General features: G+C 63.4%; 21 protein-coding genes and 1 riboswitch. Of the genes, 15 read left to right on the top strand and 6 right to left on the bottom strand.

Annotated elements, in window-relative coordinates:
- Positions 1 to 23: 23 nt before the first annotated feature.
- From uvrC to EOA28_RS09110, 9 genes are all read left to right on the top strand, one after another.
- On the top strand, positions 24 to 1,991 hold the full coding sequence (gene uvrC, locus EOA28_RS09065) for an excinuclease ABC subunit UvrC (protein ID WP_245501501.1): 1,968 nt from the start codon (positions 24 to 26) through the stop codon (positions 1,989 to 1,991).
- Between the two features lie 144 nt (positions 1,992 to 2,135).
- Complete coding sequence (gene pgsA, locus EOA28_RS09070) at positions 2,136 to 2,732, top strand: CDP-diacylglycerol--glycerol-3-phosphate 3-phosphatidyltransferase (protein WP_027165584.1); 597 nt, start codon at positions 2,136 to 2,138, stop codon at positions 2,730 to 2,732.
- Position 2,733: 1 nt separating this feature from the next.
- The gene (gene moaD, locus EOA28_RS09075; protein ID WP_127251459.1) at positions 2,734 to 2,991 is read left to right on the top strand and encodes a molybdopterin converting factor subunit 1; all 258 of its coding nucleotides are present in this window, start codon (positions 2,734 to 2,736) and stop codon (positions 2,989 to 2,991) included.
- Position 2,992: 1 nt separating this feature from the next.
- A complete protein-coding gene (locus EOA28_RS09080) occupies positions 2,993 to 3,472 on the top strand; it encodes a molybdenum cofactor biosynthesis protein MoaE (RefSeq protein ID WP_127251458.1) in 480 nt (159 codons plus the stop codon).
- A gap of 280 nt (positions 3,473 to 3,752) precedes the next feature.
- Complete coding sequence (locus EOA28_RS09090) at positions 3,753 to 4,166, top strand: YbaY family lipoprotein (RefSeq protein WP_127251456.1); 414 nt, start codon at positions 3,753 to 3,755, stop codon at positions 4,164 to 4,166.
- 181 nt (positions 4,167 to 4,347) lie between these two features.
- On the top strand, positions 4,348 to 4,617 hold the full coding sequence (locus EOA28_RS09095; RefSeq protein WP_127251455.1) for a hypothetical protein: 270 nt from the start codon (positions 4,348 to 4,350) through the stop codon (positions 4,615 to 4,617).
- Positions 4,618 to 4,820: 203 nt separating this feature from the next.
- Positions 4,821 to 4,883, top strand: a riboswitch (Fluoride riboswitch).
- A 98-nt stretch (positions 4,884 to 4,981) separates the two neighbouring features.
- Entirely contained in the window at positions 4,982 to 5,395 is a 414-nt protein-coding gene (crcB, locus tag EOA28_RS09100; RefSeq protein ID WP_127251466.1) for a fluoride efflux transporter CrcB, read from the top strand.
- 3 nt (positions 5,396 to 5,398) lie between these two features.
- On the top strand, positions 5,399 to 5,836 hold the full coding sequence (gene crcB / locus EOA28_RS09105) for a fluoride efflux transporter CrcB (protein ID WP_127251454.1): 438 nt from the start codon (positions 5,399 to 5,401) through the stop codon (positions 5,834 to 5,836).
- Between the two features lie 111 nt (positions 5,837 to 5,947).
- Positions 5,948 to 6,292, top strand: coding sequence for a DUF190 domain-containing protein (locus EOA28_RS09110; protein ID WP_095816023.1), 345 nt, complete (start codon positions 5,948 to 5,950; stop codon positions 6,290 to 6,292).
- Positions 6,293 to 6,411: 119 nt separating this feature from the next.
- On the opposite strand, the gene EOA28_RS09115 is transcribed toward EOA28_RS09110, so the two are convergent.
- Positions 6,412 to 6,618, bottom strand: coding sequence for a hypothetical protein (locus tag EOA28_RS09115; RefSeq protein WP_128314826.1), 207 nt, complete (start codon positions 6,616 to 6,618; stop codon positions 6,412 to 6,414).
- 162 nt (positions 6,619 to 6,780) lie between these two features.
- On the bottom strand, positions 6,781 to 7,203 hold the full coding sequence (gene ndk, locus EOA28_RS09120; protein ID WP_127251452.1) for a nucleoside-diphosphate kinase: 423 nt from the start codon (positions 7,201 to 7,203) through the stop codon (positions 6,781 to 6,783).
- A 178-nt stretch (positions 7,204 to 7,381) separates the two neighbouring features.
- On the opposite strand from ndk, the gene EOA28_RS09125 reads away from it, so the two are divergent.
- On the top strand, positions 7,382 to 7,588 hold the full coding sequence (locus EOA28_RS09125; RefSeq protein ID WP_127251451.1) for a hypothetical protein: 207 nt from the start codon (positions 7,382 to 7,384) through the stop codon (positions 7,586 to 7,588).
- Here EOA28_RS09125 and EOA28_RS09130 read toward each other — a convergent pair.
- Positions 7,585 to 7,881 carry a DUF1905 domain-containing protein gene (locus EOA28_RS09130; protein ID WP_127251450.1) on the bottom strand — a complete coding sequence of 99 codons (297 nt, stop codon included), beginning with the start codon at positions 7,879 to 7,881 and terminating at the stop codon, positions 7,585 to 7,587. The genes EOA28_RS09125 and EOA28_RS09130 overlap by 4 nt on opposite strands.
- A gap of 17 nt (positions 7,882 to 7,898) precedes the next feature.
- On the bottom strand, positions 7,899 to 8,591 hold the full coding sequence (locus tag EOA28_RS09135; protein WP_126078193.1) for a glutathione S-transferase family protein: 693 nt from the start codon (positions 8,589 to 8,591) through the stop codon (positions 7,899 to 7,901).
- Between the two features lie 58 nt (positions 8,592 to 8,649).
- Here EOA28_RS09135 and EOA28_RS09140 point away from each other — a divergent pair, with 58 nt between their 5' ends.
- The 5 genes from EOA28_RS09140 to EOA28_RS40885 all read left to right on the top strand — a co-directional run bounded on the left by EOA28_RS09140 (position 8,650) and on the right by EOA28_RS40885 (position 12,063).
- On the top strand, positions 8,650 to 9,162 hold the full coding sequence (locus tag EOA28_RS09140) for a DinB family protein (protein ID WP_126083451.1): 513 nt from the start codon (positions 8,650 to 8,652) through the stop codon (positions 9,160 to 9,162).
- A 282-nt stretch (positions 9,163 to 9,444) separates the two neighbouring features.
- Positions 9,445 to 10,008, top strand: a complete 564-nt coding sequence (locus tag EOA28_RS09145; RefSeq protein WP_126078192.1) for a hypothetical protein — start codon at positions 9,445 to 9,447, stop codon at positions 10,006 to 10,008.
- A 272-nt stretch (positions 10,009 to 10,280) separates the two neighbouring features.
- Positions 10,281 to 11,066, top strand: coding sequence for a GGDEF domain-containing protein (locus EOA28_RS09150; RefSeq protein WP_126078191.1), 786 nt, complete (start codon positions 10,281 to 10,283; stop codon positions 11,064 to 11,066).
- 213 nt (positions 11,067 to 11,279) lie between these two features.
- On the top strand, positions 11,280 to 11,867 hold the full coding sequence (locus tag EOA28_RS09155) for a sterol desaturase family protein (protein WP_245463235.1): 588 nt from the start codon (positions 11,280 to 11,282) through the stop codon (positions 11,865 to 11,867).
- Positions 11,761 to 12,063 (top strand): sterol desaturase family protein, encoded by a 303-nt coding sequence (locus EOA28_RS40885; protein ID WP_245484099.1) that lies wholly within the window; start codon positions 11,761 to 11,763, stop codon positions 12,061 to 12,063. The genes EOA28_RS09155 and EOA28_RS40885 overlap by 107 nt, the downstream gene beginning before the upstream one ends.
- A gap of 79 nt (positions 12,064 to 12,142) precedes the next feature.
- Here the strand turns inward: EOA28_RS40885 and EOA28_RS09160 are convergent, their stop codons facing one another.
- On the bottom strand, positions 12,143 to 12,445 hold the full coding sequence (locus tag EOA28_RS09160) for a DUF982 domain-containing protein (RefSeq protein WP_126078190.1): 303 nt from the start codon (positions 12,443 to 12,445) through the stop codon (positions 12,143 to 12,145).
- Between the two features lie 152 nt (positions 12,446 to 12,597).
- Positions 12,598 to 13,087: ATP-dependent helicase (locus tag EOA28_RS09165; protein WP_148670675.1), on the bottom strand; the 490-nt coding region annotated here is incomplete at its 5' end.

A 13,087-nucleotide genomic window follows, 5' to 3' on the forward strand; every position in this document is an offset into this window, starting at 1 on the left:
GAGACAGCGTCGAACCCGAGGCTTTGCCGACTGGCCCCGATGTCGCCTTCACGGCCATCGACTGGACGCCGCATGCCGGCGATGCCGACGGCATGGTCGGCGCCGAGGTGATCCAGACCTTCGTCAAGCGGCTGCCCAACCAGCCCGGCGTCTATCGCATGATGAACGCCGCCGGCGACGTGCTCTATGTCGGCAAGGCGCGCAGCCTGAAGAAGCGCGTCACCAATTATGCACAGGGGCGATTCCACACCGCCCGGATCGGCCGCATGGTGCGCGAGACGGCGACGATGGAATTCGTCGTCACCCGCACCGAGATCGAGGCGCTGCTGCTTGAGGCCAACCTCATCAAGCGGCTCAGGCCCCGCTTCAACGTGCTGATGCGGGATGACAAGTCATTTCCCTATATCCTGCTCACCGGCGACCATGTCTCGCCCGGCATCTACAAGCATCGCGGCGCGCGCTCTCGCAAGGGCGACTATTTCGGCCCCTTCGCCTCGGCCGGCGCGGTCGGCCGCACCATCAATTCGCTGCAGCGCGCCTTCCTGCTTAGAAGCTGCACCAACTCCTTCTACGAGAACCGCACGCGGCCTTGCCTGCTCTACCAGATCAAGCGCTGCGCCGGTCCCTGCACCGGCGAGATCTCGCATGAGGGCTATGCCGAGCTGGTCGCGGAGGCCAAGGATTTCCTCTCCGGCCGCAGCCAGAAGGTGAAGACCGAAATCTCGGCCGCCATGCAGCAGGCTTCGGCAGAGCTCGATTTCGAGCGCGCCGCAATCTACCGCGACCGGCTGGCCGCGCTCTCCCATGTGCAGGCGCATCAGGGCATCAACCCGCAGACGGTGGAGGAGGCCGACGTCTTCGCCATCCATCAGGAGGGCGGCCAGACCTGCATCCAGGTGTTCTTCTTCCGCACCGGCCAGAACTGGGGCAACCGCGCCTATTTCCCCAAGGCCGATCCGGCGCTGGAGCCGGCTGAGGTGCTGGGCTCGTTCCTGGCGCAGTTCTATGACGACAAGCTGCCGGCGCGCACGCTGCTTCTGTCGCAGACCGCGCAGGAGCAGGAACTGCTGGCGGAAGCGCTGTCCACCCATGCCGGCCGCAAGATTACGATCTCGGTGCCGCAGCGCGGCGAGAAGAAGGACCTGACCGATCACGCGCTGCAGACCGCCCGCGAGGCCCTCGGCCGCAGGCTGGCCGAGACCTCGACCCAGGCGCGGCTGCTGCAGGGATTCGCCGAGACCTTCGGCCTGGTAAAGCCGCCGGTGCGCATCGAGGTCTACGACAACTCGCACATCATGGGCACCAATGCGGTCGGCGCCATGGTCGCCGCCGGGCCGGAAGGGTTCGTGAAGAACCAGTACCGGAAATTCAACATCCGCTCGACCGAGATCACGCCGGGCGACGATTTCGGCATGATGCGCGAGGTGATGCAGCGGCGTTTCTCGCGGCTGCTCAAGGAGCATGGCGACGAGCAGCCTGGCGCAACCGCGGACGAAACCGGTGACGAGGATCTGGTCGCCGGCAATGGCGGTTTTCCGGCCTGGCCCGACGTCATCCTGATCGACGGCGGCCAGGGCCAGATGACGGCGGTGCGCCAGATCCTTGCCGATCTCGGCGTCGAGGATCGGGTTGTCGCCATCGGCATCGCCAAGGGCCCGGACCGCGATGCCGGCCGCGAGCGCTTCTTCGTCAAGGGCAGGGAAAGCTTCATGTTGCCGGTGCGCGACCCGGTGCTCTATTTCGTCCAGCGCCTGCGCGACGAGGTGCACCGCTTCGCCATCGGCTCGCATCGCGCGCGGCGCAAGAAGGAGATGGTGAAAAGCCCGCTCGACGAGATCGCCGGCATTGGACCCGGCCGCAAGCGCGCCCTGCTGCTTGCCTTCGGCACCGCCAAGGCGGTCAGCCGCGCCGCGGTCGAGGACCTGGTCAAGGTCGACGGCATTTCCGAGCATGTGGCGAAGCTGGTCTACAATCATTTTCATGAGAGCTGAGGCGGTTGCGCAGGGATGTCCCGAGGGGGTACCTCACAACGCCCCTCACGCCATTTTTCCCTGTCCAATCGAATCTCGGCTGTTGACCCCCTACATTGGCTTCTGATTTGAGTACCTGTGGCGGTGGAGATTTCCCGAGACGATATGGCACAACGCGCGTTCAACCTGCCGAACATCCTCACCTACGCCCGCATCGTCGCGGTGCCGCTGGTCGTGCTGTGCTTTTTTCTCGAAGGACATCTGAAGTCGTCCGACTTCGCCCGCTGGTCGGCGCTGGTCATTTTCCTGCTCGCCTCGATCACCGATTACTTTGACGGCTATTTCGCGCGCGCCTGGCAGCAGACTTCCAACATCGGCAAGATGCTCGATCCGATCGCCGACAAGTTGCTGGTCGCCACCTGTCTGCTCCTGCTTGCCGCTGACACCGACCGCCACGCCGGCATCGCCGGCTGGTCGCTCTGGGCGGCGATCATCATCCTGTGCCGTGAGATCCTGGTTTCGGGCCTGCGCGAATATCTGGCGGCCCTGAAAGTGTCGGTGCCGGTGACGCAGCTCGCTAAGTGGAAGACCACCATCCAGATGGTCGCCATCGCCTTCCTGCTGGTCGGCCCGGCCGGCGACAAGATCTTTCCGCTGACCACCCAGATCGGCCTGGTGCTGTTGTGGGTCGCGGCGCTCGTCACGCTCTACACCGGCTACGACTATTTCCGCGCCGGCCTCAAGCACATCATGGACGAGTGAGATGTCCACCAAGCTCATCTATTTCGCCTGGGTACGCGAGCGGATCGGCAAGCCGGAAGAGGACGTCGACTTGCCTTCCGGCATCGAGACGGTGGGCGACCTGCTGGGCTGGCTGAAGTCGCGCGGCGAGGAGTACGAAAACGCGCTGCAATACCCCGACGTCATCCGCGTCGCCATCAACCAGGAACATGTCGGCCACCGCGAGAAGATAGCCGGTGCGCGCGAGATCGCGCTGTTTCCGCCGATGACCGGAGGCTGACATGGCCGGCGCCGTCGTGCCCGCCATCCGCATCCAACGCGAGGATTTCGACGTCGCCGCCGAGATCGCCGGCCTGACCAAGGGCCGGACCGATATCGGCGCCGTGGTCACCTTCTCCGGCCTTTGCCGCGACGAGCAGGGCGCGCTGTCGGCGCTCGAGCTCGAGCACTATCCCGGCATGGCCGAGGCCGAGATCGGCCGCATCGCGGCTGAGGCCATCGAACGCTGGCCGCTGCAGGGGCTCACCGTCATCCATCGCCACGGCAAGATTGCGCCGGGCGAGAACATCGTGCTGGTGGTCGCGGCCTCGTCGCACCGGCAGTCCGCCTTCGAGGCGGCTAATTTTCTGATGGACTATCTGAAGTCGCGCGCGCCCTTCTGGAAGAAAGAGCATCTTGCCGACGGCTCCGAGGGCGGCTGGGTCGAGGCCAAGGAAGCCGACGACCGAGCGGCGGACCGCTGGAAGAAGTCACGTGAATAACCATGGGCGGATCACAATGACTCGCCCTCTATTCCCGTGCCAGTGTTGTGGTTCGCTCGCCATAGGTGAGCCGGGCAACTATGAAATTTGCCAAGAATGCGGGTGGGAAGACGACCTAGTGCAGGCCGCCGATCCCGATTGTGCAGGCGGGGCAAACGAACTCAGTCTAAATCTATACCGGGATACAATTTCAAACTGAGGCTACCGGTTGCGGCCATTGATTGACCGCAATCCTTCCCGACCATGCAAATCGGTTTGATTTGCTTGGCGGGGCAATCTCATGCTGGACCGCATCGCGGAGTTCTTCATCTTCGGGCTGGTGCCGCTGGTCGTCGGCATTCTTGCCGTACCGCAAGTGACCAAGGCCGCCGAGAAGACCATCGCGGGCGAGGTGACTTATCGCGAGCGCATCGCTTTGCCGCCAGATGCCGTGCTCGTGGTCGAGCTTGCCGACGTCTCGCTGGCCGATGCGCCGGCAACCGTGATCGCAAAGCGCAGGGTAGCGCCCACCGGACAGGTACCGATCAAGTTCGACATCGGTTTCGACCCCAATGCGATCCAGAAGGGTCGGACCTATGCGCTGCAGGCGCGCATCACGGTCGGCGAGCGGCTGATGTTCATCACCGACACGAACCATCAGCTCGATCCGCTGGCCGGCACGCCCCAGACGGTGTTGGTGAAGATGCCGCGCTGACGTCGGGCGCCGACTGTACGGCCGCGACTTTTCAGCCAGGAAACCGTGCTCGCCGGAATAAACCGCCGGCGCCAGGCGTTGACCTATGCAGATGGCGGGCAGGCAAAGGGACAAACGTCCCTTCACTCAAACCGCCAGACCGAATGCGCGGGATCGATCTGGCACTCAATGGAGACCAGATATGAAAAAGCACGTGCTCATTCTCGCAGCCACAAGCGTATCGCTGATTGCCTTCCCCGGTTTTGCCCGCGCGGACGACCATCTGTTCAATGCCACGCAGCATGGCCTCAGCCCCGACAGCCAGCCCTTCCAGACCAACAAGGCCGGCCATAGCGGCGACCTTGCGCCTGGACAGGGCAGCCCGTTCTCCGGCGAGGAGACGAAGACGCCGGCCACCGACACAGAGGCGGCTAACGCCCACGCGAATGTGAAAGACCGTCAAGCCAAATGATTCCTGTGCCCGCCGGGAGGGCGGCGGGCCTGTTAAGAGCAATTCCAGCAAAAGTGGGGCACGCTTTCCCCCGAATTGCGGAAAAAGGCCGTTAAAGCGAGGTCTGCGCTTCCGCGCTGAACCCGCTCCGGGGTTGTGTCGACTATCCTGTTCTCGTCCCATCGCAGGGCAATTGACCCCACCGCCTCAACCGCCTAGGCTCGCCCGAAAATGGGGACGGGGTTCCCCCGAAACCGCCCTTATGGGCTGATGACTCCTGCCAGGCGTGCTCTTGCGCGGCAGGATTTGTTTTTTCCGCTCGCATCATGCCTGATTTCGTGAGGTGATTCCCGTGCGGGAATCGCATTGGAAAGGCATTGAGACGATGACCCTTGCGGCCTGCGCCCTGGTCCTGATCGGCGGTTTCCTCGGCGGCGTATCCCGCTTCTTCCTCTCCGGCGTGATTGGCCGTGGGGTCGGCGAGACCTTTCCCTGGGGCACGCTGGCGGTCAACGTCTCCGGCGCCCTTGCCATCGGCGCCTTCGCGGGTGCCGCGCGGGCGGTCGGCGGCGTCTTCGCCAGCGATCTCGTGCGCGACCTCATCGTCGTCGGCCTGTTCGGCGGCTACACCACCGTGTCGTCCTTCTGCCTGCAGACGCTCAACCTCGCGCTCGACGGGCAGGGGCGGCTCGCGGTCTTCAACGTCGTCGCCTCGTCGGTTCTGTGCGTGCTGTTCGTCGCCCTCGGCTTCTGGGCGATCGTCTGGGTGGCTGGTTCAACTGCCGGGGCAGCGGGCTGAGCGATGACGGACAGACAGGCGGCAACGCGGCTTTATCTGGCGGTCGGCTGCGGCGCGGCAATCGGCTCCCTGACCCGGTTCCTGTCGGGCTACGTCGTCGTTTCGCTGCTCGGCCTGAACGCTCTATGGTCGACCGCTTTCGTCAACATCGTCGGCTCCTGGGTCATCATGGCCTTCGCGACGCTGACCGGACCGGATGGGCGCATGATGGTCGGACCGGTCAGCCGCAATTTCGTCATGGCCGGCTTTTGCGGCGGCCTCACCACGTTTTCGGCGATGAGCCTCGACACCTTCATCCTGCTGTTCGAGGACGACTTGCCGCTGGCCGCGACCTATCTCATCAGTGTGGTCGGGCTGTCGCTCGTCGCGGCGTGGCTGGGTTATCTCATGGCATCCAGGCTCAACCGCTTGCCGAAAGGCAGTCAGGCAACAGGTAGCTAGAGCAATTCCAGGAAAAGTGTGAGCGGGTTTCCGTCCGGAATTGCGTCAAAACAAAGAGATAGAGCGGTTCGCCGTTTCTGTAAAACGGTGAAACGCTCTAGGGAGGAAAACATGGAACTTCCCGCGCAATGCGCGCTGCTCAGGATCTTCTTCGGCGAGGACGACAGGGCGGCCGACGGCAAGCCGCTGCACGAGGCGATCGTCATCAAGGCCCGCGAAACAGGCATGGCCGGCGCCACGGTGCTGCGCGGGCCGCTGGGCTTCGGCCGCTCCAGCGTGCTCCACACCGCCAAGATCCTGCGCCTGTCGCAGGATCTGCCCATCGTCGTCGAGATCGTCGACGCGCCGGAGAAAATCGATGCGCTGATCCCTGCGATCAAGGCGCTGACGAGTGAGAAGAGCTGCCTGATCACCAGGGAGAAGGTCGAGGTCATCCGCTACGGCGACGGAGACTGAGCTCCAAAGCATGTCTCCCGAAAGTGGGAACCGGTTTCGGGTTAAAGACATGCGCAAATCAAAGACCAAAGCGCATAGAGCGAATCCGAAGGATCGCGACGCGCTTTAGGTACCCTCGATCAGCGGTCGCGAAGACGGCGGCCGATCGTATCCTCGTCGAAAATGCCGGCGGAAAACAGCTCGATGGCTTCGATCGTCAGGTCCGAAGCCTCGGAACTGCCGCGGGCAATGCCTCGCTCCACGCAGACCTGATCATAGATGCGCTTCAGCAGGACGAGATCGTCTGGATAAGCTATGCCGCTCTTGGAAACATGGGGGCCAATCATCGCATCCTCCATTGTTGGACGGAAGCATGACAGAAGCTCGCGGGGGCGGTGAGCCTTCTATCGCCAGACCGGCACCATAGGGTGCTGCGTCGGTCGCGCATTCACCCATGTTAAAAAGGCGGCCGACGGGCCGCCTTCTGTACCCGGAAGGTTTCAGCTGACTCAGCCGACGATCTCGGTGTCCGAGAACCAGTACTTGATCTCCTGCGCGGCGGTCTCCGGCGCGTCGGAGCCGTGCACCGAGTTCTCGCCGATCGACAGCGCATGCACCTTGCGGATGGTGCCTTCTGCGGCGTTAGCCGGGTTGGTGGCGCCCATCACTTCGCGATTCCGGGTGATGGCGTTCTCACCTTCCAGCACCTGCACGATGGTGGGCGCCGACGACATGAATTCCACCAGCTCGCCGAAGAACGGGAGATCCTTGTGGACGGCGTAGAAACCTTCGGCCTCGCGGCGGCTCATCCACACGCGGCGCGATGCGACGACGCGCAGGCCGGCGTCTTCGAGCATCTTGGTGATGGCGCCCGTCAGGTTGCGCCTGGTCGCGTCCGGCTTGATCATGGAGAAGGTGCGTTCGATCGCCATAGGGTCGTCCTTGTTCTTGGGAATGGAAATTGGAGTGGCGGGCTCTATACAAGCCGCCCGGCGGCTTGCCAAGGGGAGGCGGCTTCTGGTCAAGGCGGGCGCTTTGCGGGATAATGAAACGGCTGCATGCGCTTCGGGCGCTTGCTCCGGAACGCTCGCGGCGGCGGAGCCGGAGGCGATGAACTGGCCTTATCTCAGACGCGGCGACATCGTGGGTATCGTCTTCATGGCGCTCATATGCGCCGTGATCGCCTTCTTCCTGCTGGTTCTGCCGGCGCCGGATCACAATTTCGGCTTCGGCCCGGAATGGCAATGTACGCGCATCGGTGAAGGCGATCCGATCTGTGTCAGGCTGATCGACAAGGACGCGCTCAAGCGGAACTAAAGCGCGATCTCAATGGTCACGATCGGCGCGTCTCCGGCCTTCAGGCTCTCAGCTTGCCGCACCGACGCCTTGACGGGCAAAAGCAGGCTGCCCGAGGCCTTGTCGGGGAAAAGCGACGTAGTCCATTTTGTCCTGCCGATGACAGCCGTCACACCAAGCGAGCCCCAGGGTCGCGCCAGCCCCGCCATGGCCGCCTTGATCCGCGCCGCGACATCCGTTGGCAGCGTGATGAAATGCCAGCCGCCCTTGCCGGGGTAGACCCAGATCCCGCCCTGCATCTCATAACGCAGCATGGCAATTCCGACGGCCGTCACGCCGCCGCCGCGACCTGCCGTCCGATACCGCCATGCAGGTCGAGGCAGCGCTCGAACCAGCGGGCGATGCTGTCGCCGTCGTCGAGCAACTGGAAAGGCGAGGCGATGCGTCCCCATTGCAGCGCGCCGAACACGATGTAATCGGCAAACAGCGGCGCCTCGCCGCCGATGAAGGGCTGGTAGGTGAGCGTCGAGCGCAGCGGCTCCAGCGCGGCGCGGAAGGCCGCGAGCCCGGCATCGCGGTTCGCCACGACCTCTTCCAGCCGCTTGCCGTACCGCTGCTCGCGGCTTTCGCGGAAATAGGCGGCGTTGGGCTCGTCTTGCATGTCATGCAGATCGGTCAGTGCCACCGTCGCGACGTAGGGATGGATGGTGAACTGCGACCAGCGCTCGATGAAGCGCGCCATCGCCTTGCCGCCATCGCCGCCGAATAGCGTCGGCCGATCCGGATAGGCTTCGTCGAGATAGAGCGCGATGGCGAAGGAATCGGCCACCACGCGCTCGCCGTCACGGATCACCGGCACCGTCTTCGACGCGCCGCTCTCGACTTCCGGCACCTCGAGGAAGCGCGTCGGCACCTTGGTGACGGCGAGCCCCTTATGGGCCAGCGCCATCTTGGTCTTCCAGCAATGCGGGCTGAACGGGCGGCCGACATCATGGCCGACGAGGTCGTAAAGCAGAATGGTCATTGGCGGGTCCGTTGCTGCGGGTTACGTAGAGCCAGGATTCGTGGCGAACCGGTGGATGATGAAACAGCATTTCATGATGTTTGCGGCCTATAATCAATGGGCCAACCAGCGTCTCTACGATGCCGCGGCACACCTCAGCGACGAGGAATTCAACCGCGACACCGGCGCCTTCTTCGGCTCGATGATGGGAACGCTCAACCATATCCTGACTGCCGATCGTATCTGGATGAAGCGTTTCACCGGCGAGGGACAGGCACCGTCTTCCCTTGACGCCATTCTTTACAAGGCGCTGCCACCCTTGCACAGCGCGCGCGAGGCGGAGGACAAGCGGATCATCAACTGGGTCGGCGGCATGAGCGAAAAGGCGCTCGCCGGCCGCTTCTCCTATATGACCCTCTCCGATATGCGAACTGTCTCGCAACGCGTGGCACCCGCGCTCAGCCATTTCTTCAACCACCAGACCCATCATCGCGGCCAGGCGCACATGGTGCTGACCGTGCTCGGCCGCCCTTCGGTGCCGCTCGATCTGGCGCTGTTCCAGCGCTCCGAGGAAGGCCGCGCCTATGCCTGAAGCATAAGCTCCGGGAACCCGCACGTTTCTGCTGCGGTTCGTTGCGAATGGCGCTTGCTGCGGGAAGTGTTTTTTGTTTGCTTTACAATTTAAATTTCGAAGAAAAGTCGAAAATTTATTTAACAATTCGATATAGCAACAAGAACAAAAAAGTATTACTGCAAATACGGTACGAAACTGAGGCGTGAATTTCGGCGTAGATATGTATGCCCACGGCGTCAGTCAAAGAACGCGGTGCCTGGATGATGCAGTGCAGCATATTCCGTCTAAGAGGAGAGTGTCATGCCAAGTATCATTCGGGAATTGCATAAAGTCCTTACTTGCGGCGCGGTCATCGCTATTTTGGCGGTTCCGGGCCATGCCGCAAGTCTTGGATTGGGTGGTGTCGGCGGCGTGTCCGTCGGTGGTAATGGCGCCAGCGCTAACGTCGGCGGCGCGAGCGGTGCCAATGCGGATGCCTCCTTTGGGGGAAGCAGCACGGCCTCCATCGGCGGCACCAACGGCGCCAACGCTGGCGTTTCGCTTGGCGGCGGCCAGGCGGCGGATGCGGCGGTGTCCCTGGGCGGGACCGATACCGGAGCCACCACCTCGATCGGCACCAGCGGCTCCAATGTCGGCATCGGGACGCTTGGAGCTTCCGCCGGTGTCGGTGTCGGCATACCGGGCACTCCAGGAGTTCCGGGCACCCCCGGCACTTCGGTCACCACCAAGCCTTCGGCCGCTGTTGCGCAGATGTCGGGTACCCAACTTGCGCGCATGAAGAAGCGCAGCGCCGACGTGCTTTCCAGCGAAGGAACCTATGATGCCGATCTGAGGGCGCTCTGCCTGATGATTTCGCGTCGCTGACATATGCTGCAAGACAGCCCGGTCGGGAGTGCCGGACCGGCCGTGAGGGCTCTGCGGCATCTCCTACCGCATCGCCGCCATGGCTGGCGGTGCGTTGACGAGAACCTCCGGCCAGTCGGGAAGCCTGCTGCTTTTGGCGGCGGGCTTTCTGCTTGCCTGCCGCCAAGGGCGGTTCCGACGGCCTGTTAACCACACTTGCATTGAAGCTAATATGTTAGGACTTCCTTTGCGCTCGCGCTCCACAATAAGCCGGTAGCAGTGGGAGCAACGGCATGCGCATCGATTTGTCCCCGACAAGCTGGGGTAGGGTCGTGGTGGTCACCGCCGCCGGCACAGCCTTTTTCATTGCCGTCGCCTTCTTCGTCGATTCCTTCAATTTTCCCTCGCTGTCGCCGCAGGCGCTGCTGTGGGCGAAACTCACGGATCTTTTCCTGCCGCTTGTCCTCGGCGGCTCCTTTCTGTTCTTCCTGATGTGGAAGATGCGCCAGCTGGCGATCACGCAAAAGGAGCTCAGCGTCATCGCCGCGACCGACAGCTTGACCGCGGTCTTCAACCGCGGCGCCTTCTCGATGCTGGTCGAGGCCTATCTCGACCAGGCACGCGACCAGACGGTCGCCGACGCCGGCGCGCTGCTGATCGTCGATGCCGACCATTTCAAGTCGATCAATGACCGCCTGGGCCACGACTGCGGCGACCAGGCGCTGAGGTTGATCGCCGCGACGATCAAGGGGCAACTGCATGGCGCCGACATCGTCGGACGCATCGGCGGCGAAGAATTCGCGGTCTTCCTGCCCGGCGCCGATGCCACACGCTCCTTCCTGGTCGCCGAATCCATCAGGCGCCGCATTCGCGAGGCCGAATTTGCCCCCGACGGGCGGCCCTGGCCGCTTTCCGTGAGTATCGGCGGCATCGCCTTCAGCGGCCCGACCACCTACCACGACGTGTTCCAGGTCGCCGACCGCCATCTCTACAAGGCCAAGTCCAACGGCCGCGACCAGGTGAGCTTCGAGAGCCGGCGCAGCGGGACGGCTGGCAATGCCGGCGGCACCATGCACTAAAGCATGTCTCCCGAAAGTGGGAAACGGTTTCGGGATAAAGACATGCGTAAAATCAAAAACCCAAAGCGCATGGAGCGAATCTGAAAGATCGCGACGCGCTTTAGGCGTCCCTTAGCACCATCAACGGTCCGTTCATCCTTTGGCGGCTAGTGTCGGCGGCTGACCTCAGCCGATCCGCGAGCGACCGTATTCGATCTCATCGACTTCAAGGCGGTGCTGATCATCGCCCTCATCTTCATCCCGCTGGAGCAGCTCCTGCCGCTCAATGGCGAGCAGTCGGCGACGCGCCGGCATTGGCTGAACGACGTTTTCTACCTGCTCTTCAACGGCATTGTCATCAAGGCCGGCATAGTATTGGTGGTTGGCGCGGCGATGCTGCTGGCGCAGCGTTTCGTTCCCGAGGCGCTCACCGCCGCCGTTCAGTCGCAGCCTGTGTGGCTGCAGGCGATCGAGGCTCTGCTCATCGCCGACATCGGCTTCTACCTCGCCCATCGCGCCTTTCACGCGGTGCCGTTCCTGTGGCGCCTCCACGCCATCCACCACTCGATCGAGGAGATGGACCGGCTGGCCGCGCACCGCGTGCAGCCGGTGGACCAGATCCTGACCAAGTCGGCTTCGTTCTTGCCGCTGTTCGCGCTGGGTTTTTCCGCCGAGGCGGTTCTCATCTACGTGCTTGATCTACCAGTGGCAGTCGGTGTTCATCCACTCCAATACGCGCATCAAATTCGGGCCGCTGAAATGGCTGATTGCCTCGCCGCAGTTCCATCACTGGCACCACGCCAACGAACGCGACGCCTATGACAAGAACTTCGCCGGCCAATTGCCCTTTCTCGACCTGATCGGCGGCACTTTGTTCATGCCGCCGCGGATGCCAGAAAAATATGGTGTCGACGAGCCTGTGCCGCAGCTCTACCACCGGCAGCTCGTCTATCCTTTCGTCGCAGCGGCCGAACCGGCCGCGATCGCCGAAGCCTCGGCCGCCGGCAAGCCCGAATAACGGCAAGGAAAAGCCTCTCGTCAGGTGAACTGAGCCGGGGGCAGTTCATAGGCGGTGGGCCTGAGAAGATCGCCGTAAATCAGGCGGCAAAACCGCCATAGCCGCGCGCGACCGGCTTCACCGAAACGATCGGCTGGTCCGACGGCCACAGGATGCCGGCGGTCACCGCGAAGGTGATCAGCGCATCGCGCGCGGCCTCGGCCGAGATTTCTCGGGCCCGTGCCGCCTCGCAGGCCTTTACCGCGGCGCCGTAGCTCAGCCGCCGCCGCGATGGCGGAAACTCGGTCAGGAATTCATGCATGGCGGACAGCGAGGCGATCATGCGCTTATGGCCGGCGCCGACGCTGAGGGCGACCGGGGTGAAGAACATCCTGTCGTACATTGAGACCTCGTCTGTTGGCTGCGGAGGCGGCGGGCCTCCGGTCTGGGAAGGGACGCCACACAACGCGGCTTGCGGCGTGAGGTTCCGCGCACGCCGATTTTTCCGTCTTGGACCTGATCCGTCGCGTGAATCGGCAGGAGGGGGCAGGCGGCCTATTTCCACATGCCGCGCATGCGGGCGCCAAGGTCGACCTTGACGCCTGGCCGCTGGCGCGGGTCGTCCTTGAGCGCCGCACTCGCCCAGGACGACTGCTCGAAGGCCGGAAGCATCGAGGCCGGGATGAAGCGGGTGCGCGAGGCATAGACATGGCGGTCGCCGCGCGCAGCCTGGTTGTGCGGATAAAAGCGCTGCGGCACCACCAGATGCAAACTGTCCTTGGCCCTGGTCATCGCCACATAGAGCAGCCGGCGTTCCTCCTCGATGTCCTCCTTGGTGCCGACCCCGAGATCGGCCGGGATGCAGCCATCGACCGTGTTCAGCACGAAGACGTTCTTCCATTCCTGGCCCTTGGCCGAATGGATGGTCGACAGGATGAGGTAATCCTCGTCGCGATGCGGCGCCCCGGCCTGGTCGCTGGTGGCGTCGGGCGGATCGAGCGTCAGCTCGGTCAGGAAGCGTTCGCGCGACGGATAGGTCGAGGCG

The sequence above is a fragment of the Mesorhizobium sp. M2A.F.Ca.ET.067.02.1.1 genome (assembly GCF_004023285.1).
Taxonomy (GTDB): Bacteria; Pseudomonadota; Alphaproteobacteria; order Rhizobiales; family Rhizobiaceae; genus Mesorhizobium.